Origin of the sequence: Agrococcus jejuensis, assembly GCF_900099705.1 — a bacterium.
Taxonomy (GTDB): domain Bacteria; phylum Actinomycetota; class Actinomycetes; order Actinomycetales; family Microbacteriaceae; genus Agrococcus; species Agrococcus jejuensis.
This window is the reverse complement of record NZ_LT629695.1, coordinates 1,548,777-1,572,084: the sequence shown is the minus strand read 5'-3', so window position 1 is coordinate 1,572,084 and position 23,308 is coordinate 1,548,777. Positions and strand designations below refer to the sequence as shown.

The window sequence follows — 23,308 nt, the reverse complement described above, 5'->3', positions numbered from 1 at the left end:
CGTGCTCGACCTCGTCACGCCCTTCCAGCTGCCGTTCATGCTGCGGCCGCTCGTGCTGCTGCTCGTGCTCGCGGTCGCGGCCGGCACGGTCGGCACGGTCGTGAACCTGCGCAGGCTCGAGTTCGCCTCCGACGGCCTCACCCACGCGGTGTTCCCGGGCCTCGTGATCGGCTTCATGGTCGCGGGCGCGAGCGGCATCCTGCCCGGCGCGCTCGTCGCCGCCGTCGTGGCGGCGCTCGTGCTCGTCGCGATCGCGCGCCGCACCGGCACCGAGACGGGCGTCGCGATCGTGCTCACGGCGTGCTTCTCGCTCGGCGTCGTGCTCGTGTCGCTGCGCTCGGAGTGGGCGGGCCAGATGGAGTCGTTCTTCTTCGGCAGCCTGCTCACGGTGACGGATGCGCAGCTGGCGATCTCGCTCGGCATCGTCGCGCTCGCGGTCGCGGGGGTCATGGCGACGTGGCGGTGGCAGGTGCTGCGCGCGTTCGACGAGCAGGCGGCGCGCATCGCGGGCGTGCCCGTGCGCGTCACCGACGTCGTCGCCAACGTCGCGGTCGCGCTCGTCGTCGTCGCGGCATCCGCCGCCGTCGGCACCCTGCTCGTGCTCGCCGTGCTCATCGTGCCCGCCGCCGCATCCCGTGCCGTCACGCGCCACGTCGTGCCGGGCGCGATCGTCGCGACGGGCATCGCCGCCGCCGCCTCGTGGATCGGCATGTCGGTCGCGTTCGCGGCGTCGAGCGCGGGCGTGCAGGCGTCGCCGTCGTCGATCGTCGCGCTCACGATGCTCGCGGCGTACCTCGTGGCGCTGGCGGTCGGCGCCGTGCGCGAGGGCGCGCTCGCACGGAGGGTCGCCGCATGACGCTCGACGAGTTCACCAGGGCTTCGCTCGATGCCCTCCCCACGTGCTTCGTGGCGCCGAGGGTCGCCGCATGACGCTCGACTACTTCACCCGCGCGCTGCTCGAGGCCGTGCTCGCCGGTGCGCTCGCGGGCCTCGTGGGCGTGCTCGTCGTGCTGCGCGGCCGCGCCTTCTTCACCATGTCGCTCACGCACGCGACGTTCCCCGGTGCCGTGCTCGCCGCCATCCTCGGCGTCTCGATCCCGCTCGGCGCCGCCGCGACGGCCGTCGCGCTCGTGCTCGTCGCGACGCTCATCGGCCGCATCCCCACGCAGGGCTCCGCCGTCGCCTCGGGCATCATGCTCACCGCAGGCTTCGCCGTCGGCTCGTTCGCCGAGACCGCGACGCACGTGCCCGTCGACGTCGGCTCGTTCCTCACGGGCACGATCCTCGCCACGACGACCGCGGACCTCGGGCTCACGGCGGCGGTGCTCGTCGTCGCCATCGCGGTGCTCGCCGTCTACGGCCGCCACCTGCTGTTCGCGTCCTTCGACGAGACGGGCTTCCGCGCCGCGGGCCTCAAGCCCGCCCGCGCCGAGGCAGTGTCCCTGGCGCTCATCGCCGCGACCGTCGTGGCGATCATGCCCGCGCTCGGCGCCATCCTCGCCGTCGGCCTCATCGTCGCGCCCGCCGCAGCTGCCCGCCGCCTCGTGCGCTCGGCGACGACGATGCTGTGGGTCGCGCCGCTCATCGGCATCGCGTGCGCCGTCGCCGGCCTGCTCGTATCGCGGGCGTGGTCGGTCTCGGCGGGCGGCGCCATCACGCTCATCGCCGCCGCCGTCGTGGGGCTCGCGCACCTCGTCCCGCAGCGCCGCACGGTGGTCGAAGCCGTGCCCGCACCGGCTGCCGCCGGTAGCGTGGTCGCATCATGACCGACGTGCGCCGACGATCCACGAAGCAGCGCGAGGCCGTGCGCGAGGCGCTCGACGCCGCCGACGGCTTCGTGTCCGCACAGTCGCTGCACGCCACCATGCGCGACGGCGGCTCGACCGTGGGCCTCGCGACCGTCTACCGCGCGCTCGCGACGCTCGAGCAGGATGGCGCCGCCGATGCCGTGCAGCACGACGGCGAGACCGTCTTCCGCGCCTGCACGCCCACGCACCACCACCACCTCATCTGCCGCGAGTGCGGCCGCACGGTCGAGCTCGAGGCCGACCCCGTGGAGGCGTGGACGCGCGAGGTCGCCGCGAAGCACGGCTACACCGACCCCCACCACACCATCGAGATCACCGGCATCTGCGACCGGCACGCATCCGGAGGCGCAGCATGATCGAGATCCTGTCCGCTCGCGAGGTCGAGGCGGCGAAGCCCGCCGGCGAGCTCGTGGGGCGCATCCTGCAGACGGTGCGCGACCGCGTCGTGCCCGGCACGAACCTGCTCGAGATCGACGCGTGGGCGGCGGAGATGATCAAGGATGCGGGCGCCACCTCCTGCTACGTCGACTACGCGCCGTCGTTCGGCCGCGGCCCGTTCGGCTTCCACATCTGCACCGCCGTCGAGGATGCCGTGCTGCACGGCAAGCCGTACGACCGCGTCGTGCGGCAGGGTGAGCTGCTCACGCTCGACCTCGCCGTGATCGTCGACGGCTGGGCGTGCGACTCGGCGCTGACGTTCGGGGTCGGCGGCACGCGGCCGGAGGACGTCGCGCTCGTCGACGCCACGCGCGTCGCGCTCGAGGCGGGCATCGCGCAGGCGCAGGTCGGCAACCGCGTCGGCGACATCTCGAACGCGATCGGCGACGTGCTGCGCGGCGCCGGCTACACGATCAACGGCCAGTTCGGCGGCCACGGCATCGGCTCGACGATGCACCAGGACCCCCACGTCGCCAACGACGGCACCGCCGGCCGCGGCTACACGCTGCGCCCCGGCCTGCTGCTCGCGATCGAGCCGTGGGTCATGGCCGGCACCGACGAGCTGCGCATGGATGCCGACGGTTGGACGCTGCGCTCGGCCGACGGTTCGCGCACGGCGCACTCCGAGCACACGGTCGCCATCACGGAGGACGGCCCCGTCGTGCTCACGCGTCGCGCCGACGAGGTGCCCCCGACCGTGGCGCAGCGCGCGGCCTGACGCGGTTCCACAGACGCCGTCTCAGCGCATCCATCCACACCTCGCAGAGCGCGTGGAGCGCGGCGTGATGAGGTGACGGCGTCGAGAGGACCGTCATGAGCGACCCCACCGCACCCCCGCAGGATCCCGTGCCGCAGCCGGCAGCGGCCCAGCCGCCCGCCCAGCCGATGCCCGTGCCCGCCGGGCGCCGTCAGCCGCTGCGCATCCTCGGGATCCAACCCGTGCTGCTCGTCGGCATGGTGCTGCTCGTGCTCGTGACGCTGCTCACGATCGTGCTCGTGTTCGTCGGCGACATCGGCACGCAGGCGCCGCGCGTCGTGTGGACGGTCATCGCGTTCGTCGCGTTCACGGGCCTGCTCGCGCTCGACCTGTCGCTGTCGCGGCGATCGTCGGTGCCCCTCGTCATCGGCGTCTGCGCCAACGTCTACCTGCTCGCGGTGCTCATGCTCGCGACCTGGGTGCAGCCCATCGTCGTGACGCCGCCGGACGTGATCTGCGACCCCATCGACGGCTGCGACTACGCCGATCCGTACCGGTACGGCCCGCCGCTGGGCATCGCGCTGCTCGGCGTCTTCCTGCTGGCGTTCTTCGTCGTGCGCGCTGCTGCTGCGGGCGCGTGGGCGCTCGTCGCGCTCGGCCGCCGCGGCGCCATCGCGCTCGCGCGGGTCATGGGCGTCGTCGCCGCCGCGCTGCTGGGACTCGCGGCAGTGCTGCTCACGCTGCACCTCGCCATCACGCCGTTCGGCGTGCGCATCGGCGACCTCTACTGGCGCTTCGCCGTCGCGGCGGTCGTGCTCGCGGCGCTCGCCGCCTGCATCACGACGCTGCTGTACTGGAACCGCAGGCAGCTCGACGCCCCGCCGCCCGCGCCAGCGCCCGCGCCCGCCGCGCCCCAGCCTGCGCTGGGGGAGCCGGTGCAGCCCGCCCAGGCCTGGATGCCGCATCCCGGCGCCGTGCCGCCGCCCGGCTACCAGCCGTGGCCCGGGCAGCCGATGCCGCCGCAGCAGTGGCAGGGGCAGCCGATGCCCGGCCAGCCGATGCCCGGCCAGCCGTGGCCGTACGCGTGGCCGACCGACCAGCAGGTGCCGAACCCCATGGCGCCGCCGCCTGGGCAGTCGCCGCAGCAGGGCCCGCCGCCGCCGCAGTAGCACCGCGCCACGCCGTGGTGGCGTCGCACCCCGGGCGTGTCGTAGGATGGTCGTTTGTGTGGCGTCGCCGCACGGCGTGCGCCAAGCCCATCTTCGGATGGGAACTGCGCGCGCAGGCAAGTGATCTTGGGTGAGGCCTCGGCCTCACGGTACCCCTGGAGGAACCATGGCAGCAGTGTGCCAGGTGACTGGAGCCGTTCCCGGCTTCGGTCACGCAATCTCGCACTCGCACCGCCGGACGAAGCGCCGCTTCGACCCGAACGTGCAGAAGAAGACGTACTACGTCCCCTCGCTCCGCAAGAACGTGACGCTCACCCTGTCCGCCAAGGGCATCAAGGTGATCGACGCGCGCGGCATCGAGTCCGTCGTTCGTGACCTGCAGAAGAAGGGGGTGAAGCTCTGATGGCCAAGAAGGCACAGGACGTTCGTCCGATCATCAAGCTCCGCTCGACTGCCGGCACCGGCTACACCTACGTGACGAAGAAGAACCGTCGCAACAACCCCGACCGTCTCGTGCTGAAGAAGTACGACCCCGTCGTGCGCAAGCACGTCGAGTTCCGAGAGGAGCGCTGACATGGCCAAGAAGTCCATGATCGCGAAGAACGAGCAGCGCAAGGTCATCGTCGCGCGCTACGCCGAGAAGCGGGCTGCCCTCAAGAAGGCGCTCGTCGACCCGAACGGCACCGACGAGTCGCGCGAGGAGGCCCGCCTGGGTCTCCAGAAGCTGCCCCGCAACGCCTCGCCCGTGCGCGTGCGCAAGCGCGACGCCATCGACGGCCGCCCCCGCGGCCACGTCGGCGAGTACGGCATCTCGCGTGTCCGCTTCCGCTCGATGGCGCACCGCGGCGAGCTGCCCGGCGTGACCAAGTCGAGCTGGTAGGCATCAGCCTCCGCTGACACAGCACAGCACGAAGGCCCCCGACCTCACGGTCGGGGGCCTTCGTCGTGCTCGGGGCTGGTGGCCCGCCCGCCGCAGGCCTACGCTCGCCGCATGACGCAGGTCGCGCACACCATCGAGCCGCTGTCGGTCGACACGTGGGATGCGTTCGCGGGCCTCGTCGAGCGGCACGGCGGCATCTTCGGCGGCTGCTGGTGCACGTACTTCCACGACTGCCCGGGCCGCGCGCCCGGCTACGAGGGCAGCAGGGTCGCGAAGCGGCACCTCGTCGAGGCGGGCGTCGCGCACGCGGCGCTCGTGATGGTCGACGGCGAGGCGGTGGCGTGGGCGGAGTTCGGCACGCCCGCCGAGCTGCCGAACATCCACCATCGCAAGCAGTACGACGCGGAGTCGGATGCGGTGCCCGACTACCGCGTGACGTGCATCTTCGTCGACAAGCGGTTCCGGCGGCAGGGCCTCGCGCGCACGGCGCTCGACGGGGCGCTGGGCCTCATCGCCGCGGCGGGCGGCGGCGTCGTCGAGGGCTACCCGCACGAGGTGGGCGACAAGCGCATGAGCAACTCGTTCGTCTACAACGGCACGCGCACGATGTACGAGGCGGCCGGGTTCGCGTTCGTGCGCCCGAAGGGACTCAAGAACACGGTCATGCGGCGCGCGGTCGCTGCCGCGTGAGGCGCGGACGTCGCGTCGGTCAGGGCGCAGGCACGCGCCGCGGCGTGAGCAGCGCGCCGACGGCGGCGATCGCAGCGCATCCGACGAGCACGGCGGCGAGGGGCACCGCATCGGCCGCGACGCCGACGATGGGTGCGCCGATCGCCTGGCCCACGGCGATCGCGAGGAAGGCGAGGCCGACGCCGAACGCCGTGCGACCGGGCGCGAGCCGCGTCGACCACACGAGCAGCACGCCTGTGAGGGCGATGTAGGCGGCGCCGAAGAGCGCCCCGGCGGCGAGCGCCGCGACGGGACTCGTCGCCAGCAGCGCGAGCGCTGCCCCGCCTGCGGCCATCGCGACCATGCCGAGCGCCCACGACCAGCGGATGCCGATGCGCGCGATGAGCGCGCCGGCGAAGGCACCGAGCACGCCTGCGGCACCGATCGCAGTCCAGACGGCCGGCGCGACCCACGCCGCGGCACCGGCGTCGAGCACCGCCTGCCTGCCGAACGTCCACACGCCGATGCTGCCGACGCCCATCGTCACGGCTGCCGTGACGAGCAGCGCGAGCCGTCGCGACGGCCGCACGGGCGCCGCTGACGAGCCGCCCGGGGCGGGACGCGCATCGGGCACCGCGAACGCCGCCCACGCGGTGACCCCGGCCGCGATGATCGCGAAGATCGTCCACGCGATGCGCCAGTCGTCGGCGAGCAGCACGGCGACGGGGCCCGAGACGAGCACGCCGACGCCCGTGCCGGCGTTGACGATCGTCTGCGCCGCGTCGCGCGAGCGCTCGCGGATGGCGGCGGCCACGGCGGCGGCGAGCGGCGGCGAGGCCACGCCCGTGCTCGAGCCGGCAACGAGGATGCCGATCGCGAGCACCGTCGCGTTCGGCGCCGCCGCGACCGTGGCGATGCCCGCCGTCGCGAGCACGCCCGCGGCCACGGCCACTCGGCGCGCGCCGACCCGCGGCGTCGCGACGGTGCTCGCCACGATCGCGACGCAGTAGCCGACGTACCCGCCCGAGCCGATGAGCCCCGAGAGCGCGGGGGTCAGGGCGAAGTCGCGCGCGAAGTCGGGAGCGAAGAGCCCGTAGGCGAATCGTGCGAGGCCGTAGCAGCACGCGATGAGCGCGACGCCCGCGATGACGAGCGACGAGCGCGTGCCGCGCTGGGCCTGCATCAGCCCGCGCGGCGCTCGTGGATGCTGCTCGACAGCGCCGTGCCGTTGACCTCGGCGTAGACGACGCCCTCGGTCACCGAGAACGTCATGGTCGTGCGGCGCGCGATCGCGTCTGCGACCGCATCCACGAATCCGTCGTCGAACGACACGAGCCGCACCTGCTCGGCCTTGTGGATGCGCTTGCCCGCCCACCGGCCGGCGACCTTGTCGGGGTCGCGGTGCGTGTAGACGGCGCAGCGCTCAGCCGCCATGCTACCGCGGTGGATGCGGTCGGCCTCGGGCGCGCCCGCCTCGATCCACGCCTGCAGCGCACCCGTGAGGTCGCGCACGAGCACGGCGGGCTCGTCGCCGCCCGAGAGGGAGTCGCCGAACGCGATGCCCTCCTCGAACTCGAGCAGGTACGCGAGCACGCGCGTCGTGAGGAACGCGAGCGTCTCCGACGGGTGCTGCGCGACCTTGAACGAGAGGTCGTCGTAGACGCCGCGGTCGACGTCGGCCAGCGTCACGTCGAACGTGTGGATGGTCGCGCCGATGCCCATGGTCTCGAGCCTAGGTGCGGGGGAGGGTCCGCTCAGACCTGCGCGATGGTCATCGGGTACTGGGTGCCGGCGCCGTCGTCGCCGACGAGCTCCATGCCGCCCGTCGCGGCCGTGCCGGTGAAGACGATGTCGACGACCTCGCCCGTCGGCGCCTGCAGCTGCGAGATCGTGAGCGAGAACGTCTCGCCGTCGACGCTCCACACGTCGGTGGGGGCGTCGAACGGCTGCCCGTTGAAGCTCTCGAAGTCGACGGTGCCGTCGGCGTTCAGCGTGAACGTGACCTCGGCGACGCCCTCGGCGGTGCCGAACCACGACGTGCCGGCGAGGTCCTCGGCGGTCGCGCCCGGCGTGATCTCGCTGGGGACGGGGGCGGCGGATGCGCTGGGGTCGGCGCTCTCGCTCGCGGTCGACTCGCTGGTCTCGGGCGCCTCGCCGTCGGAGGCGCAGCCGGCGAGCAGCAGCAGCCCGGCTCCGGCGAGCGCGGGCAGGGTCAGGGTTCGCGTGCGCATCCGTCCGACGGTACGCCCATCGCTCGCTCGGCGCTCTTGTGCACCTCCAATGCGCGCCACCGTGCACGCATCGCGGCCGTGCCTACCGTGCGAGGCAGGGAGAAGGAGTCGGGCGCGAGCCCGACGACAGGAGGAGGGACCATGAACCCAGGACCCGGATTCGGGGGCGGGCCGGGCATCGACGGCACGGCGATCGCGCAGTCGATCGTGACGCTGCTCGTGCTCGGCGGCGTCGTGCTGTTCGGCGTGCTCGTGCTGCGCAGGCTCGGCGCGATCGAGCGCGCCGTGCGCGGGGAGCCGGCGCGCATCGCGGCGCCGGTGGCACCGCCCGTCGTGCAGGCACCGGCGACGCCGGTGGCGCAGCCGACGGATGGCGACCAGCGTGCGTGGCAGCAGCAGGCGCCGGTGACGCAGACGGACGACGCGGCAACGCGGCCGCCTGCCCAGCAGCAGCTGCGCGAAGGACCGGCCCCCGCCTGACGCGGTGCCGACGACGAACGGCCCCGGGGATCGCTCCCCGGGGCCGTTCGTCGTGTCGAGCACGCGGGTCAGACGACCGCGAGCTCCTCGTAGGCGCCAGCGCGCGGCGTCGAGCCGGCGCGTAGGTCGCGCCACGCCATGCCGAGGCGCTCCATCGCCGCATCCATCACCTCGGGCTCCCACGTGATGGGGATGCGCGCGAAGCGGTCGAGCACGCCCGTCGCCGTGAAGCGCGGACCGGGCGGCAGCAGCAGCCCGTGCTCGCGCGCCGCGAGCGACAGGTTCGTCGACATGGGCGAGCCGAGGTCGACCCACGCGGCGAGGCCGCCGGGCACCTCGGGCATCACGACGCCGGGCAGGTGCGTCGCGAGCCCGGCGCGCACCGACGCGCGGCCCGCGGTGAGGCGGCGCTTCGTGTGGGCGAGCAGGCCGTCCATGTCGTCGAGCAGCTCGGTGGCGATGCACTGCTCGAGCAGCGGGCTGCCGAGGTCGAACGACGGGCGCACCGCGAGCAGGCGCTCGACGTGCGGCGCATCCGCGCGGATCCACCCGATGCGCAGGCCGCCCCACGCGAGCTTCGACATCGAGCCGATGCTGATCGCCGGCCCGTGCGAGGCGAACGGGTGCGGCGTCCAGCCGCGGTCGACGTCGAGCTCGACGCACGTCTCGTCGACGATCACGAGCGCGCCGACGCTGCGCGCGGTCGCGGCGAGCTTCGCGCGCTCGAGGTCGGGCATCGTCGCGCCCGTCGGGTTGTGCAGGTCGGCGATCGTGTAGACGATGCCCGGCCTCGTCTCGCGGATGCGGCCGGCGAGGTGCGCGAGGTCCCAGCCCTCGGGCGTGACGGGCGTGGGCACGAGGCGCATGCCGACGCGGCGCAGCGCATCCATCGCGTGCGGGAACGTGGGCTGCTCGACGATCGCCGCTCGCCCGCGCTCGCCGAACGCCGCCGTGATGAGGGTGAGCGCGTGCATGGCGCCGCTCGTCACGACGATCTGCGACGGGTCGGTGGGCAGGCCGCGCTGCGTGTAGCGGGCGGCGATGCGCTCGCGCAGGTCGGCGAGGCCGTCGAGCGAGTAGCCGGGGGTGCCGAGCAGCGACGCGAGCCGGTCGAGCGCGCGCACGGTCGCGGCGTGCAGGCCGGGCGTCGATCCGACGGACGCGATCGTGAGGTCGATGACGTCGTCGCTCGGCGCGGGCACGCGCGTCGCCGAGCGGTGGGGAAGGGCGACGCGAGTGCCGGAGCCGTGCACGCGGGCGAGGTAGCCAGCGTCGGCGAGCGTCTCGTACGCCTTCGTGACGGTGGCGCGCGAACGGCCCACCTCGGTGGCGAGCGCTCGCTCGCTCGGCACTCGCTCGCCGACCGTGAGGCGGCCGTCGAGGATGAGCATGCGGATGCGGTCCGCCAGGGACTGCGCCACGGCGCCGCCCTGGTACCACTCGCCGAGCTGGCGTCCGAGTCGTGATCCCATCGCCCCATCATGCCCCCGAGTGGACCGGGATGCACGGGCCACGCGCTCACCGGTGGACCGTGCATCCAGGGCCACTCTGCCCGCATGCTGGCATGCATGACCCAGCCCGCCGCATCCGCACGCCGTCGCCTCGCCATGCCCGCATGGCTCACGCGCCTCGTGCTGCCGGTCGAGGCCGTGTCGCGTCGCGACGTCGGCCGCCGTCTCGTGCAGCTCGTCGTGGGCCTCTGGCTCTACGGCGTCGGCATCGGCCTCATGGTGCGCGCCGAGATCGGCGTCGCGCCGTGGGACGTGCTGACCCTCGGCGTGCAGGCGCAGACGGGCCTCGGCTTCGGGCTCATCATCATCCTCACGTCGGCCGCGGTGCTGCTGCTCTGGATCCCGCTGCGCCAGCGCGTGGGCGTGGGCACGCTGCTCAACGGCCTCCTCGTGGGGCCGTTCGCCGAGCTGACGCTCGCGATCGTGCCGCGCGTGCCCACCGCCGACCCCGCGACGTGGTGGTTCCGCGTGCCGCTGTTCGTGCTCGGCCTCGTCGTGCTCGCCGTCGCGACCGGCATGTACATCACGGCGCGCTTCGGCCCCGGCCCCCGCGACGGGCTCATGACAGGCGTCGTGCGCGTCACGAAGTGGCCCATCTGGGTCGTGCGCACGCTCATCGAGGGCTCGGTGCTCGTGGTCGGCCTGCTGCTGGGTGGTCCGCTCGGCGTCGGCGCCGTCATCTTCGCCTTCGGCGTCGGGCCCGTCGTGGGCCGCACGCTGCCGTGGTTCGATCGCCGTCGCAGCGCCGCCGAGGCGCGCGAGGCGGCCCGCGTCGCGGCCCTGCGCGGCTGAGCGCAGCGCACCGCATCCGCGCCTGCGAGATGCATGGAAGGCCCGAGACGGGTCGGATTGCCAAGAATCGGCTCTGAATCCCGCGGAATCACGCGGAATCCTCGGCGTGTCGGCCCCGCCTGCGCGGTCGATGCGCGTCGCGCGGGTACCGTGGCGGTGCGGCACGGGCACTGACCGGGCCGCCGTGCACGACCCGCCCTGGCGGGGCAGGAACGAGTCCAGGAGGACACCATGGCAGAGACCATCAACAAGACGACCCTCGTCGCGAAGATCGCCGCGTCGACCGACGCCAGCCAGGCCACCGTCGGCGCTGTGCTCGACGCGCTGTTCGCCGAGATCTCGGGCGCCGTCGCCAAGGGCGACAAGGTGTCGATCCCCGGCTTCCTCACGGCCGAGCGCACCGCGACCGCTGCCCGCACGGGCCGCAACCCGCAGACGGGTGCCGAGATCAAGATCGCTGCCGGCCACCGCGTCAAGCTGACCGCTGGCTCGAAGCTCAAGGCTGCCGTCAAGTAGTCACCGCTTCACAGCGCACGAAGGCCCCCGTCGTCACGACGGGGGCCTTCGTCGTGTGCGGGGGTCTCGTCGCATGAGGGGTCACTTCCTGACGCCCGCACCCGACCCGGGGAAGGAGTGGTCACTTCCTGCCACTTCGTGCGGCGTGTCGTGACAGCACGTGACCACGCATCGCACGGAAGTGACCCATCGGCGGCAGGAAGTGACCCATCCGCGAGAGGGAGCGGGGGAGGTCGGGCGCGCATAGGCTGCGCCGATACCCTGGATGCGTGGCACGCGCGAGACTGATCGGTCCGGGTGCCGTCGTCGCCGCAGGACTCGTCGCCGTCATCGTCGCCCTCGAGCTCGGCGGCGGAGCGGCCCCGCTCACGGTCGGCGACCCCGGCGCCGGCGTGCGATGGGGCACCCCCATCGCCCGCATGCTGCAGGACATCGCCACGGCGACGCTCATCGGCGGCCTCGTGCTGTCGTGCTTCGCGCTCGTGCCGGGCTCGAAGGCGTGGGACAAGGCCATCGACGTCGCCGCCGCCGCTGCGGGCGTCGCGACCGCCGCATCCGCCGCCGTCGCCTTCCTCGCGTTCCGCACGCTCGTCACGAGCCCGCTGTCGGTCGACGCGACGTTCACCGACTCGTTCCTGCAGTTCTTCACGCAGATCGAGCGCGGCCAGTACCTCGGGTCCGCGACGCTCGCGTTCGCGGTCGTGACGACGCTGCTCGTCGTCGTGCGCTCCGCAGCCGGCGTCGCGTGGGTGACGGTGCTGTCGGCCGCGCCGCTCGTGCTGCTCGCCGCGGCCGGCCACGCGGGCACGGCCGAGAACCACACGCTCGCGACGAGCTCGCTCTGGCTGCACCTCGTGTTCGTGAGCATCTGGGTGGGCGGCCTCATCCATCTCGCGATCCTGCGCCTCGACCGCAGCCCGAGCCTGCACGACGCCATGCGTCGCTACTCGTCGCTCGCCCTCGTCTCGTTCGCGATCGTCGGCTTCTCGGGCGTCGCCTCCGCCTGGGTGCGCACCGGCTGGGAGGGGCTCGCGACGCCGTACGGCGCGCTCGTGATCGTGAAGACGGTGCTGCTCGTCGTGCTCGGCGCCTTCGGCGCATGGCAGCGCACGCGCCTCATCCCGCGCGCGGTCGAGACGGGCCGCATCCGCTGGTTCCTCGTCGCCGAGCTCGCGTTCATGGGCGTCGCGATGGGCGTCGCGAACGGCCTGGCGCAGACGCCGACGCCGATCTCGGAGGTCGCGGTCGACTCGAGCCCCGCGACGATCCTCACGGGCTCGCCGCTGCCGCCGACGTTCGAGCCCATCCGCCTCTTCACCGAGTGGTCGCTCGACCCGCTGTGGGCCGTCGTGTGCACGATGCTCGCCTTCTTCTACGTCGCGGGCGTCGTGCGCGTGCGCCGCCGCGGCGACGCGTGGCCCGTGCTGCGCACGATCTCGTGGCTCGCGGGCGTCGGCCTGCTCGCGTGGGTCACGTCGGGCCCGCTCGCCGTGTACGAGCACTACCAGTTCTCGTTCCACATGGCCGGGCACATGCTGCTCGGCATGGCCGTGCCGCTGCTGCTCGTGCCCGGCGCGCCCGTGACGCTCGGCATGCGCGCGCTCACGAAGCGCACCGACGGCACGCGCGGCGGCCGTGAGTGGCTGCTCGCGATCGTGCACTCCCGCTACATGCAGGTGATCGGGCATCCGATCGTCTCGACCGGCATCTTCGTGGCGAGCCTGTGGGTGTTCTACTTCTCGCCGCTGTTCCGCTGGGCGATGGAGAACCACCTGGGCCACGTGTGGATGGTCGTGCACTTCGTCGGCTCGGGCTACCTGTTCGTGCAGGCGCTCATCGGCACCGACCCGTCGCCGCACCGCACGCCCTTCCCGATGCGCCTCGTCATGCTGCTCGCGGCGATGGCGGCGCACGCGTTCTTCGGCGTCACGATCATGACGGGCGAGGGGCTGCTGCTCGCCGACTGGTTCGGCGCGATGGGCAACGGCGTGGATGCGCTCGAGGACCAGCAGGTCGGCGGCGGCATCGCCTGGTCGATCGGCGAGTTCCCCACGATCGTGCTCGCCCTCATCACGTGCGTCCTGTGGGCGCGCACCGACCAGCGCGAGCAGCGCCGAGTCGACCGCAAGGCCGACCGCGACGGCGATGCCGACCTGCAGGAGTACAACGCGATGCTCGAGAGGATGTCGAAGCGATGACCGAGGCCACGACCACCGGTGGGCAGCGCCTGCCCGACGAGCTCGGCGCGCTCGCCGACGGCGTCTCGCTCACGCTGCACATCGTGCGGCACGCCGAGACCGAGTACAACGTCGCGCACGTGATGCAGGGTTGGTCGAACTCGCCCATCACCGACCGCGGGCACGAGCAGATCGCGGCGGCCGGTGCCGCGCTCGCGGGCGTGCCGTTCGACGCGGCGTTCTCGAGCGACCTCGAGCGCACGCGCCTCACGGCCGAGGGCATCCTCGCCGCGCATCCCTCGCCGCCGGCGCTCGCGCTGCGCGAGGACCTGCGCGAGTGGAACTTCGGCGGCAACGAGGAGCAGCCGTCGGCGATCGTGTGGGGTCGGCTGTTCGCGCAGCACGGCCTCGAGGTCGACCGCGAGCTGTCGGCGATGCGCGTGCTCGCCGAGCGCATGTCGTGGAGCGACATCTTCGACGGCATCGCCGACCTCGACGAGACGGGCCAGAGCGAGAAGGCGGCCGAGACGGTCGTGCGCGCCGACCTCGCGCTCGCGCACGTCATCCAGACGGTGACGGCGGATGCGCAGGCCGGCGACGAGCGCACGGTGCTCGTGGTGAGCCACGGCGGGTTCATCACGACGCTGCTGCGCCAGATGACGCCCGAGATGACGCCGACGACCATCCTGCCGAACTGCTCGATCTCGACCGTGCGACTGCAGGGCACGTCGTGGTCGCTCGAGGGCGTCGGCGAGCGCCCCGAGGCGTTCGCGGCCTGACGCGTCGCGGATCGACCGAGCCCGCGGCGGGTTCGTGTCGGCCGCAAGCGCGCGGCTAGGGTACGGAAACGCGACACGATGTCCGAGTCGCGTGCCAGGATGACGAAGGTCGTCGCAGGATGGAGCGACGAGGAGGGGAGAGCGCCCATGAGCCCGCATCGGAAGACCCTCCGGACGCCCCCCGTGCAGCGCCGCGCATCCGACCGCATCGACGAGATCCTCGACGCCGCCGCCGCGGTCGTCGACGAGGTCGGCACCGAGCTGCTCACGACGACGCTCGTCGCCGAGCGCGCCGGCGCGGGCGTCGGCACCGTCTACCGCTACTTCCCCGATCGCATCGCGATCCTGCAGGGCATCGCGGACCGCAACGTGCGCATGCTCGGCGAGCGGTTCGAGCAGGTCGTGGCCGAGCCGCGCGACGACGTGCTCGACGACCTCACGGCGCTGTTCCACGCGTACGTCGAGCTGTACCGAGACCTGCCCGGCTACCGGTCGGTGCGCACGGGCGAGACGCTGCCCACGTCGATGCGGCCCAAGGGTGCCGTGGTCGTCGAGCTCGTCGAGCGCGTCGCCGCCGCGATCGGCCCGCGCTACGGCATCGCGGTCGACGCGGAGTACCGCGAGCGGTTCGTCGACTGCTTCCACGTCGTCGACGCCGTCGTCGGCGCCGCGTTCGTCGACGACCCGCGCGGCGACGACCACCTCATCGCCCTCGCCTACGAGGTCGCCCGCGCCGTCTCGCGGCGCCGACTGGGGCTGCTGCCGTCGCGCATCCCGCTGCGCGTGCCCACCGAGGGCGCGGTCGCGGAGGCGCCGGTCGTCTGACCGAGCGGGCTCGAGCCCGGCTCAGGCCGCGCGGCGTGCGGCCTGCGGCAGGTCGACGACCTCGAGCTCGAGCGTCGCCAGGTCGACGCGAGCCGCGGTGTGCTGCGCCATGCGGTGCCAGCCGTCGGCGGGCAGGCCGCTCGACGTGAACGCGACCGCGCCATCCGCCTCGCGCCGCCACGACAGCTGGTAGTAGTGCTCGACGTGGTCGAGCGGCAGGTCGGGGCCGAGGCCCGACGCCTCGAACAGGTCGAGCGGCACCGGGGCGCCCTCGTTGGCGTGCACGGCCACGAGCTCGTCGGCCGACAGCACGAGCAGGTTGATCGCCGACGTCGGGAAGCGCTCGCGCAGGCGCGCGACCGTCGACGTCGTCGCCTCGAACAGCGGCACGCCGCGGGCGACCTCCCGCAGCACGAGCGCTGCGACGATCGCGGAGTCGGTCGTGCCGCCGAGGCGCTCGACCTCCTCGGGGCGCACCATGGCGCGCAGCTCGTGCACCGGGTGGATCGAGCCGTTGTGCGCGAAGGCGATGCCGTCGGCGACGAACGGATGCGTGTTGCGCAGCACGTTGCCCATGCCCTCGGTCGCGAGGCGCAGGTGGGCGATGCGGGCGACGGCCTCGCCGTCGTCGATCGCACCGGCCAGGTCGGCGCTCTCGGCGCCGTCGCTCGGGTCGCGGTAGCGACGCACGTCACCGGCGTCGTCGACCCACGCGGTGCCCCAGCCGTCGGCGTGGAGTCGTCCCATTCGCTGCCACTCCCGCGCATCGGCGGCCCCGAGCACGGCTGCGGCCGTCGTCGCACGGGGAGCGGCGTAGCCGAGCAGTCGGCACATGCGCATCCCCCTTCGTCGCCTCCATCCTCTCGTGCTCGCGTGTCGAACGCGTCACATGCGCGTCACGGGGCGTAGCAGAGGGATGCGCGACGCGGGGTCAGGCGTCGTGCAGGCGCTGCTTGACGGCGTGCTCGGTGAGCACCTCCACGTAGTCCTGCACAGGGTTGCCGGCGAGCTTGGCGTGCTCCTCGCGGGCGAGCTGCGCGACGGCGTCGGCGTCGTGCTCGGGATGCTGGGTCGTGATCGCCTGCACGACGTGGTCGACGACCAGGTCGGGCTCGGCCTCGTTGCCGCTCATGCCTCGACGGTGACACGACCGTGCCCGCGGGACAAGCCCCCGCATCCCTCCCAGAGCGCCGACCGCGGCGGTGCTCCACAGGGGCGAGCCGCTGCCCGGGCGCGCGAGCGGCCGCGCGTACCCTGGACGGATGGGTGTGTCGCTGACCGCGGAGCAGCAGGCGGTCTTCGACCGCATCGAGCTGACGCGCGACCACCTCTTCATCACGGGCCGCGCCGGCACCGGCAAGTCGACGCTGCTGCAGCATCTCGCGTGGCAGACGTCGAAGGCGCTCGCGATCTGCGCGCCCACGGGCGTCGCGGCGCTCAACGTGGGCGGGCAGACCATCCACTCGCTCTTCCGCCTGCCGCTCGGCCTCATCGGCGACGCCGCGATCGACCAGACGCAGGAGACGCGCAAGCTGCTCAACTCGATCGAGACGCTCGTGATCGACGAGGTCTCGATGGTGAACGCCGACCTGCTCGATGCGATCGACCGCTCCCTGCGCCAGGCGCGGCAGCGGCCGCTGGAGGCGTTCGGCGGCGTGCAGCTCGTCATGTTCGGCGACCCGTACCAGCTGGCGCCGGTGCCGGGCGATGCCGACGAGCGCGCGTACGTCGCCGACCACTACCGGTCGATGTGGTTCTTCGACGCACGCGTGTGGCTCGAGGCGGACCTCGACACCGTCGAGCTCGTCGAGATCCACCGCCAGGCCGACCTCGACTTCAAGGTCGCGCTCAACGCCGTGCGTCACGGCACCGTGACCGCCGACATCGCGCAGCTGCTCAACGAGGCCGGTGCGCGGACGCCCCCCGAGGACGACATCCTCACGCTCGCGACCCGCAACGACATGGTGCAGCGCACGAACGCGCGCGAGCTCGCACGCCTCACGGGGTCGGTGAAGAAGGCCGTCGCCGAGGTGTCGGGCGACTTCGGCCCGCGGGCGCTGCCCGCCGACGAGGTCCTCGAGCTCAAGGAGGGCGCGCAGGTCATGTTCCTGCGCAACGACTCCCAGCAGCGCTGGGTCAACGGATCCATCGGCCGCGTCGTCGACATCGGCGCGACGATCTGGGTCGAGATCGACGGCGAGGACCACGAGGTCGAGCCGGCCGTGTGGGAGCGGTACCGCTACCGGTACTCCCAGGCGACGAAGGAGCTGAGCCGCGACGTCGTCGCCGAGTTCACGCAGTTCCCGCTGCGGCTCGCGTGGGCCGTGACGATCCACAAGTCGCAGGGGTCGACGTTCGACCAGGCGATCATCGACCTCGGCTCGCGCGCCTTCAGCCCCGGCCAGACCTACGTGGCGCTCTCGCGGCTCACGAGCCTCGATGGGCTGTACCTGTCGCGGCCGTTGCGCCCGGCCGACATCATCGTCGACCAGCGCGTGCGCGAGTACATCTCGGAGGTGCGCACGAAGGCGCAGGAGGCGCGCGAGGCCGCTGCTTCCGCGGCTGCCGCTCCCGCCAAGGCGCCTGCGAAGGCGCCCGCCAAGCGGCGCACGAAGGCGAAGGCCAAGGCCGGCGAGGCGAAGGCCGGCTAGTCGGATGCGGGCGCGCGCCGCGCGAGCAGCGCGAGCGTGCCGAGCGACAGCGCCCCGGTGAGGGCGACGAGCAGGCCGTAGCCCACGGCGATGTCGTCGAGCGCGAACGTCTCCGCGATCGCGCTCGCGGCGAGGCCGGGGACGGCGGCCGAGGCGTAGCAGATGAGGAAGATCGTCGACAGCAGGCCCGCGCGCTGCTCGGGTCGGGCGGTGGGCAGCAGCAGGCGGTTGCCCGCCGTGGCGATGACGCCGCCCGACAGGCCCGCGATCGCCGCCGCCGTGAAGTAGACCGGCACCGAGCCGAGGCGCACGCCCGCGACGACGCCCGCGATGGCGACGACGAACACGAGGATGCCGATCACGAGCGGGGTCTGCGGGCGACCTCGGCCCGCGAACGGTCCGCCGAGCACGCCCGGCACGATCGCGCTCGCGAACACCGCTGCGGCGACGACGGCCGAGCCGGATCCGAGGCTCTCCTGCGCCACCTGCGGTCCGAACGCCTGGTAGAACGAGCCGATGCACCACGTCGCGCCGTACGCGGCGCCCACGGCGAGCACGAGCATCCCGGATCCCTTCGGGATCACCGGCTGCGGCACGAGCGATCGCGTGGCGCCGGGCACGCGCGAGCGGGTCTCGCGGCCGAGCAGCACGAGCACGGCGCACGCGACGAGCAGCGCGGCGGCGAGCACGTAGCCGAGCACGTCGCGCCACGGCGCGAGGTCGACGAGCGCGCCCGACGCGAGGGCGCCGAGCGGCACGCCCAGCATGGGCACGGTGCCGGTGATGAGCGCCGGCAGCCACGCGGGCCGCTCGGGTGCGGTGTCGACGACGAGCGCGCCGAGGCTGCCGGTGGCGAGGCCGCAGCCGAGGCCCTGCAGGATGCGGCCGACGAGCAGCTGTGGCTCGGCGTCGACGGTCGTGAGCGTGAGGGTGCCGACGATCGACAGCGCCATGGCGGCGAGCGCGATGGGGCGGCGGCCGACGTGGTCGGAGAGGCGGCCGAGCACGAGCAGCGCCAGCGCGGCGGCCGCGAGATAGACGACCGCGGCGGCGGCGATGCCCGACTGGCCGAGCCCGCCGGCGAGGTAGTCGTTGAAGTGCGGGATGGGCGTGCCCGCGGCGGCGAAGACCAGCAGCAGCGACGCGGTCGCGACGACGAAGGTCACGCCGCGCGGCAGGCGGCGGTCGCCGATGGCGAAGCGGGGAGTGGGCACCCGCCCATCCAACCGTGCATCCACTGCACGTTCGGAGGCTCTGCGAGTGCCCGGGTGGGCGCATCCCCTCAGACGGGTGCGATCGGCTGGCGCAGGATGGTGCGGCGCCGCTCGGGCGGCGTGCGGCGAGCGTCGGAGAGGTAGATCTCGTGGTGGCGGCCCGTCATGCGGTAGCCGCCCTCGGGGATCGCGACGTCGTGCATGCGGGCGAGCACGGCGGCCTCGTCGTCGGTTCGGGTCGCCCTGCCCGTCGATCGCGAGGCCGAGCAGCGGCGGCACCGTTACGACGCGCAGCCGGCCAGCGCGGGCACGGTAGGCGTCGACCTCGCGCGTGAGGTCGAGGGGCGCGGTGGACTCGGTCATCGGCGTGCACGAAGTGTCTCTGAGAGGGGGTTCATCTGCAATACGCACTCCTACCCCTTCTCAGCGTCATCTCGTGCACCGAATGCCCTCGAAGGTCGCCGTCGCGATCGCAAGGAGACCGCGATGCGGCGTCATCACGGCGTCCTTCAGCGCGCTCCGCGCGCGAGAGGACCGCATCCCGACGCCCCGCAGGAACCGAGGGTCTCGTGACGGCTCCTCGCTGCGCTCGGGGCCTCCTCGACCAGCTGGGGTGGGTCTCCTCGAGGGCTGAGGAGCAGTCCTCTCGCACGCAGAAGGCCGCGACGCCCGGCGCCGCGGCCTCCCGCATCCATCGCCCTCAGGCGAGTCGGCTCACTCGGTGCCGACGTGCTTGTCGGCGGTGTCGCGCGCGTTCTTGATCGCGTCGCTGTGCTTGCCGCCCGTGACGTCGTCGATCTTGTCGGCGACGGCGTCGAGCACCTTGTCGCTGACGTCCTCGGCCTGCTCGCTCTTCAGCGCGGCCTGGATCTGGTCCTTGTTCTCCTCCACGAAGCCCTGCGCCTTCTTGGCGAGGTCGTCCAGCGCACCCATCGGTGACTCCTTCGGTCGGTGCCGCGGCTCACTGCGAACGGCGGCCTCGAGGAGAGGCTATGCCCGGTCGGCGGCGAGCGGTAGGGCGGATGCGCGGATCGGGCGGCAGGGTCGACTGCAGCCTGGCGAACGCGGCGGAGACGCGGGCGCACGCGGCGACGGATGCGGGTGGCAGGTCGGCGAGGTCGTAGCCGTGGTCGAGGGCGACGTGCGCGAGCTCGACGCGGGCGAGCAGGGCGTCGAGCTCGTCGACGAGGTCGGCCTCGTCGTCGGGGCACGCGTGCTCGAGCGCGTGCTCGAGGGCTTCGGCGAGACGTCCTCGCCGGGTGCCGAGCGCGGTGCCCAGCGCGAGCGGGCCGCCGGTCGCGATCGCGCGAGCGTCGCGCGGGTCGGCGGGTGCGCGCCCGTCGCGCGAGCGGTGGGCGTGGAGCGCCGCGGTGGTGCGGTCGAGGTGGCCGACGAGGCTCGTGAGCACCGAGCGTCGCGATGCGCCGAGCACGCGCGAGTCGCCATCGAGGTCGTCGGCGCGCTCGAGCGTGATCGCGAGGCGGGCGATGGCGGCGTCGACGGCGTCGGCGGTCGCGCGCGGCGCGAGCTGCGATGCGGGCTCGGTCTCGTCGGCGTGCGGCGGCAGGGGTGGGTGGGGCAAGCGATGGTCCGTCCGTGGATGCTTCGCCTCGCGAAGCAGATGGACGGCGCGGCCTCGTCGTGGATCGCTGCATGCGGGCGCATGGACGCTATCGAGTGCACGGAGGGATGCTTCGGCGGCCGAAGCATCTCGACCAGATGGGCACGACCGTCGGCGCCGTCGCGCGCAACCCCTCGCGCGCATCCGCGGGCTCCACGCACGATGGCGGGATGACCGACGACACGATGCAGCAGGCCCGCGAGGACACCGACGAGCACGGCGTCTCGTGGGCGCTCGAGGAGCTGCGCCTCGCCGAGGCCCGCCTCGACCGCCGCAGGCAGGGCCGCGCACCCACGTCGCGCGAGCGGGCGGCGACCCGCTGGATCTTCGAGCGCGACGACGCCGGCGACCCCGCGACGCCCAGCGAGCTCGCCGAGCATCTCGGCATCTCGCAGTCGACGGCGAGCGAGCTCATCGCCAAGCTCGTCGACGACGGCATCGTGGCGACGCGGCAGCATCCGCGCGACGGGCGCTCGAAGGTGCTGTCGCCCATGAACCGCAACGACCACATCGAGGGCGATGACGCGCTCACCGACGAGATCCGCATCGCCGTGGCGCACCTCACCGACGAGCAGGCGATCGCGGTGCGCGACTTCCTCGACCATCTGCGCGAGCTCGTCGACCGGGCGGAGCCGCGCTGACCCCGCGCACGGCGAGCGCGCATGCACCGCATCCGCGCGCTTGTCCACCCCCACCCGCGCCCGGTCCGCCGCACGTCGCGCGCCCGTAGCGTCGCAGCATGCCGAAGCACGCCGCCAAGCCCGCCGACGCCGCCGACCTGCCCGCCGAGCCGCAGGCGACGCCCACCGACGATCCGCGCCGCATCCTCGTGCTCGGGGCGACGGGCTATGTCGGCGGCAGGCTCGCGCCGCGGCTCGTGGCGCGCGGCCACGTCGTGCGCGTGCTCGCCCGCACCCCGTCGCGGCTCGACGGCGTGCCGTGGGCGGCCGACGTCGACGTCGTGCAGGGCGACCTCGCCGACGCGGCCTCGGTGCGCGCGGCGATGCAGGACATCGACGTCGTCTACCACCTCGTGCACTCGATGTCGGCGGGCGGCGACTTCGAGCAGGAGGAGGCGCAGGAGGCTCGCAACGTCGCCGAGGCGGCGAAGGATGCGGGCGTGCGGCGCATCGTCTACCTCGGCGGGCTGCATCCCGACGGCGAGCTGTCGCAGCATCTGCGCTCGCGCGTCGCCGTCGGCGAGATCCTGCTCGAGTCCGGCGTGCCGACGATCGTGCTGCAGGCGGGCATCGTCATCGGCTCGGGGTCGGCGTCGTTCGAGATGATCCGCCACCTCACCGAGGTGCTGCCGTACATGCCTGCGCCGCGGTGGGTGCGCAACTTCGTGCAGCCGATCGCCGTGCGCGACGTGCTGCACTACCTCGCCGAGTCGGCGACGCTGCCCGACGACGTGCACGGCGCGTACGACGTCGGCGGCCCCGACGTGCTGCGCTACGGCCAGATGATGAACGGCTACGCCGTCGAGGCCGGCCTGCCGCAGCGCCCCATCGCGCCGCTGCCCGTGCTCACGCCGTGGCTCGCCTCCCACTGGGTCAACCTCGTGACGCCCGTGCCGCGGTCGATCGCGATGCCGCTCATCGGCTCGCTCGTGCACGACTGCGTCATGCGCGACCACCGCATCGACGACGTCATCCCGCGGCCCGAGGCGGGGCTCGTGTCGTATCGCCGCGCCGTCGCCCTCGCGTTGAAGCGCGAGCGGAGCACCGAGGTCGAGACGTCGTGGCGGGATGCGTCGGGCGATGCCGCGCCGCCGTCGGATCCGCTGCCGTCGGACCCGGACTGGGCGGGCACGCTCGTGCTCACCGACTCGCGGGAGCGCGACTCGTCGGCGCCGCCCGAGGCCGTGTGGCAGATGATCGAGGGCATCGGCGGCGAGAACGGCTGGTACTCGATGCCGGTGCTGTGGGCCGCGCGCGGGTGGATGGATCGCCTCTCGGGCGGCGTCGGCCTCGCCGGGCGTCGCGACCGGAAGAGCATCCGCGTGGGCGAGCAGGTGGACTGGTGGCGCGTCGAGGACCTGCAGCGCGGCCGCTCGCTGCGGCTGCGCGCCGAGATGCGCGTGCCCGGTCGCGCCTGGCTCGAGCTGTCGGTCGAGCCGCACGGCGACGGCAGCCGCTATCGGCAGCGCGCGGTCTTCTTCCCCAAGGGCCTCTCGGGACGGCTCTACTGGGCCGCCCTCATCCCCTTCCACCACTTCATCTTCCAGGGCATGGCGGAGCGGATCACGGCCGAGGCGGAGCAGCTCGCCGCAGGCGACGCGCGGTAGCGTTGCGGGATGGAGGAACCGGTCGAGCTCGTGGTGCTGGTCGACGACGACGGCACGCCCATCGGCAGCCACCCGAAGGCCACGGTGCACACCACCGACACGCCCCTCCACCTGGCGTTCTCGTGCCACGTGCTGAACGCGGCGGGCGACGTGCTCGTGTCGCGTCGTGCCCTGTCGAAGAAGACGTGGCCGGGCGTGTGGACGAACGCGTTCTGCGGGCATCCCGCCCCCGGCGAGGACATGGAGGAGGCCGTGCGCCGTCGTGCGCGCGACGAGCTGGGGCTCGAGCTCGGGCCGCTCACGCCGATCCTGCCGGACTTCCGCTACCGCGCCGTGGATGCGGGCGGCATCGTCGAGCACGAGGTGTGCCCGGTGTTCGAGGCGGTCGCGCTGTCGGAGCCCGCGCCGAACCCGGCGGAGGTCGAGGAGGTCGCGTGGGTCGCGCCCGCTGCGCTGCGCGCCGCCGTCGCCGGTGCGCCGTTCGCGTTCTCGCCGTGGCTCGCGTGGCAGCTGCAGGAGCTCGACCGCGACCTCGCGCCGGAGCCCGCGTGAGGCTCGCGCCG

General features: G+C 73.3%; 28 protein-coding genes and 1 pseudogene. 19 read left to right on the top strand and 10 right to left on the bottom strand.

Features of this window, described 5'->3' with window-relative positions:
- The first annotated feature begins 1 nt into the window (after position 1).
- The 9 genes from BLQ67_RS07385 (at position 2) to BLQ67_RS07345 (ending at position 5,682) form a co-directional block, all read left to right on the top strand.
- Positions 2–856, top strand: a complete 855-nt coding sequence (locus tag BLQ67_RS07385) for a metal ABC transporter permease (protein WP_092503816.1) — start codon at positions 2–4, stop codon at positions 854–856.
- A gap of 70 nt (positions 857–926) precedes the next feature.
- Positions 927–1,766, top strand: a complete 840-nt coding sequence (locus tag BLQ67_RS07380; protein WP_092503814.1) for a metal ABC transporter permease — start codon at positions 927–929, stop codon at positions 1,764–1,766.
- Complete coding sequence (locus BLQ67_RS07375; protein WP_172802268.1) at positions 1,763–2,164, top strand: Fur family transcriptional regulator; 402 nt, start codon at positions 1,763–1,765, stop codon at positions 2,162–2,164. Before BLQ67_RS07380 ends, BLQ67_RS07375 begins: the two co-directional genes overlap by 4 nt.
- Entirely contained in the window at positions 2,161–2,964 is an 804-nt protein-coding gene (gene map, locus BLQ67_RS07370) for a type I methionyl aminopeptidase (protein WP_092503812.1), read from the top strand. The genes BLQ67_RS07375 and map overlap by 4 nt, the downstream gene beginning before the upstream one ends.
- Positions 2,965–3,059: 95 nt before the next feature.
- Positions 3,060–4,112 carry a hypothetical protein gene (locus BLQ67_RS07365; RefSeq protein WP_157674713.1) on the top strand — a complete coding sequence of 351 codons (1,053 nt, stop codon included), beginning with the start codon at positions 3,060–3,062 and terminating at the stop codon, positions 4,110–4,112.
- 166 nt (positions 4,113–4,278) lie between these two features.
- Positions 4,279–4,515, top strand: a complete 237-nt coding sequence (gene rpmB / locus BLQ67_RS07360) for a 50S ribosomal protein L28 (protein WP_092503808.1) — start codon at positions 4,279–4,281, stop codon at positions 4,513–4,515.
- Complete coding sequence (rpmG, locus tag BLQ67_RS07355) at positions 4,515–4,685, top strand: 50S ribosomal protein L33 (protein ID WP_092503806.1); 171 nt, start codon at positions 4,515–4,517, stop codon at positions 4,683–4,685. The genes rpmB and rpmG overlap by 1 nt, the downstream gene beginning before the upstream one ends.
- A gap of 1 nt (position 4,686) precedes the next feature.
- Positions 4,687–4,992, top strand: coding sequence for a 30S ribosomal protein S14 (gene rpsN / locus BLQ67_RS07350; protein ID WP_092503804.1), 306 nt, complete (start codon positions 4,687–4,689; stop codon positions 4,990–4,992).
- Between the two features lie 111 nt (positions 4,993–5,103).
- A complete protein-coding gene (locus tag BLQ67_RS07345) occupies positions 5,104–5,682 on the top strand; it encodes a GNAT family N-acetyltransferase (RefSeq protein ID WP_092503802.1) in 579 nt (192 codons plus the stop codon).
- Between the two features lie 19 nt (positions 5,683–5,701).
- Here BLQ67_RS07345 and BLQ67_RS07340 read toward each other — a convergent pair whose 3' ends face one another.
- The 3 genes from BLQ67_RS07340 to BLQ67_RS07330 are packed head-to-tail and all read right to left on the bottom strand — an operon-like array spanning position 5,702 to position 7,892.
- Positions 5,702–6,844, bottom strand: a complete 1,143-nt coding sequence (locus BLQ67_RS07340) for an MFS transporter (protein WP_092503800.1) — start codon at positions 6,842–6,844, stop codon at positions 5,702–5,704.
- The gene (locus BLQ67_RS07335; protein ID WP_092503798.1) at positions 6,844–7,383 is read right to left on the bottom strand and encodes a YaeQ family protein; all 540 of its coding nucleotides are present in this window, start codon (positions 7,381–7,383) and stop codon (positions 6,844–6,846) included. Before BLQ67_RS07335 ends, BLQ67_RS07340 begins: the two co-directional genes overlap by 1 nt.
- 32 nt (positions 7,384–7,415) lie before the next feature.
- Positions 7,416–7,892, bottom strand: a complete 477-nt coding sequence (locus BLQ67_RS07330) for a hypothetical protein (RefSeq protein ID WP_092503797.1) — start codon at positions 7,890–7,892, stop codon at positions 7,416–7,418.
- A 141-nt stretch (positions 7,893–8,033) separates the two neighbouring features.
- Between BLQ67_RS07330 and BLQ67_RS07325 the strand changes: the two genes are divergently transcribed.
- Positions 8,034–8,372 (top strand): hypothetical protein, encoded by a 339-nt coding sequence (locus BLQ67_RS07325; protein ID WP_092503795.1) that lies wholly within the window; start codon positions 8,034–8,036, stop codon positions 8,370–8,372.
- Positions 8,373–8,440: 68 nt separating this feature from the next.
- Here the strand turns inward: BLQ67_RS07325 and yczR are convergent, their stop codons facing one another.
- Positions 8,441–9,844: a MocR-like transcription factor YczR gene (gene yczR, locus BLQ67_RS07320; protein WP_092503793.1), complete on the bottom strand. Its 1,404-nt coding sequence runs from the start codon at positions 9,842–9,844 to the stop codon at positions 8,441–8,443.
- 96 nt (positions 9,845–9,940) lie between these two features.
- Between yczR and yczE the strand changes: the two genes are divergently transcribed.
- The 5 genes from yczE (at position 9,941) to BLQ67_RS07295 (ending at position 14,972) form a co-directional block, all read left to right on the top strand.
- On the top strand, positions 9,941–10,675 hold the full coding sequence (gene yczE / locus BLQ67_RS07315; protein ID WP_231945196.1) for a membrane protein YczE: 735 nt from the start codon (positions 9,941–9,943) through the stop codon (positions 10,673–10,675).
- Between the two features lie 231 nt (positions 10,676–10,906).
- Entirely contained in the window at positions 10,907–11,191 is a 285-nt protein-coding gene (locus BLQ67_RS07310; protein ID WP_092503791.1) for an HU family DNA-binding protein, read from the top strand.
- Between the two features lie 269 nt (positions 11,192–11,460).
- Positions 11,461–13,389, top strand: a complete 1,929-nt coding sequence (locus BLQ67_RS07305; RefSeq protein WP_231945195.1) for a bifunctional copper resistance protein CopD/cytochrome c oxidase assembly protein — start codon at positions 11,461–11,463, stop codon at positions 13,387–13,389.
- On the top strand, positions 13,386–14,147 hold the full coding sequence (locus BLQ67_RS07300) for a histidine phosphatase family protein (RefSeq protein ID WP_092503790.1): 762 nt from the start codon (positions 13,386–13,388) through the stop codon (positions 14,145–14,147). Before BLQ67_RS07305 ends, BLQ67_RS07300 begins: the two co-directional genes overlap by 4 nt.
- Positions 14,148–14,294: 147 nt before the next feature.
- On the top strand, positions 14,295–14,972 hold the full coding sequence (locus tag BLQ67_RS07295; RefSeq protein WP_157674712.1) for a TetR/AcrR family transcriptional regulator: 678 nt from the start codon (positions 14,295–14,297) through the stop codon (positions 14,970–14,972).
- A gap of 21 nt (positions 14,973–14,993) precedes the next feature.
- On the opposite strand, the gene BLQ67_RS07290 is transcribed toward BLQ67_RS07295, so the two are convergent.
- Positions 14,994–15,806 (bottom strand): class II glutamine amidotransferase, encoded by an 813-nt coding sequence (locus tag BLQ67_RS07290; protein WP_157674711.1) that lies wholly within the window; start codon positions 15,804–15,806, stop codon positions 14,994–14,996.
- A 97-nt stretch (positions 15,807–15,903) separates the two neighbouring features.
- Positions 15,904–16,104, bottom strand: a complete 201-nt coding sequence (locus BLQ67_RS07285; protein WP_092503785.1) for a three-helix bundle dimerization domain-containing protein — start codon at positions 16,102–16,104, stop codon at positions 15,904–15,906.
- 130 nt (positions 16,105–16,234) lie between these two features.
- Here BLQ67_RS07285 and BLQ67_RS07280 point away from each other — a divergent pair, with 130 nt between their 5' ends.
- Entirely contained in the window at positions 16,235–17,623 is a 1,389-nt protein-coding gene (locus BLQ67_RS07280) for an ATP-dependent DNA helicase (protein ID WP_092503783.1), read from the top strand.
- Here the strand turns inward: BLQ67_RS07280 and BLQ67_RS07275 are convergent.
- The 4 genes and pseudogenes from BLQ67_RS07275 to BLQ67_RS07265 all read right to left on the bottom strand — a co-directional run bounded on the left by BLQ67_RS07275 (position 17,620) and on the right by BLQ67_RS07265 (position 20,419).
- A complete protein-coding gene (locus tag BLQ67_RS07275) occupies positions 17,620–18,837 on the bottom strand; it encodes an MFS transporter (protein WP_157674710.1) in 1,218 nt (405 codons plus the stop codon). The genes BLQ67_RS07280 and BLQ67_RS07275 overlap by 4 nt on opposite strands.
- Before the next feature lie 68 nt (positions 18,838–18,905).
- Positions 18,906–19,067 (bottom strand): annotated as a pseudogene (locus BLQ67_RS16355) (GyrI-like domain-containing protein); the annotation flags it as partial.
- A gap of 484 nt (positions 19,068–19,551) precedes the next feature.
- Positions 19,552–19,770 (bottom strand): antitoxin, encoded by a 219-nt coding sequence (locus BLQ67_RS07270; protein ID WP_092503779.1) that lies wholly within the window; start codon positions 19,768–19,770, stop codon positions 19,552–19,554.
- A 28-nt stretch (positions 19,771–19,798) separates the two neighbouring features.
- Complete coding sequence (locus tag BLQ67_RS07265; protein WP_157674709.1) at positions 19,799–20,419, bottom strand: DinB family protein; 621 nt, start codon at positions 20,417–20,419, stop codon at positions 19,799–19,801.
- 209 nt (positions 20,420–20,628) lie between these two features.
- On the opposite strand from BLQ67_RS07265, the gene BLQ67_RS16350 reads away from it, so the two are divergent.
- From BLQ67_RS16350 to idi, 3 genes are all read left to right on the top strand, one after another.
- Entirely contained in the window at positions 20,629–21,099 is a 471-nt protein-coding gene (locus BLQ67_RS16350; protein WP_157674708.1) for a MarR family winged helix-turn-helix transcriptional regulator, read from the top strand.
- Positions 21,100–21,197: 98 nt separating this feature from the next.
- Positions 21,198–22,745 (top strand): SDR family oxidoreductase, encoded by a 1,548-nt coding sequence (locus BLQ67_RS07255; RefSeq protein ID WP_092503773.1) that lies wholly within the window; start codon positions 21,198–21,200, stop codon positions 22,743–22,745.
- Between the two features lie 9 nt (positions 22,746–22,754).
- Positions 22,755–23,297 carry an isopentenyl-diphosphate Delta-isomerase gene (gene idi / locus BLQ67_RS07250; protein WP_092503771.1) on the top strand — a complete coding sequence of 181 codons (543 nt, stop codon included), beginning with the start codon at positions 22,755–22,757 and terminating at the stop codon, positions 23,295–23,297.
- Positions 23,298–23,308 lie beyond the last annotated feature (11 nt).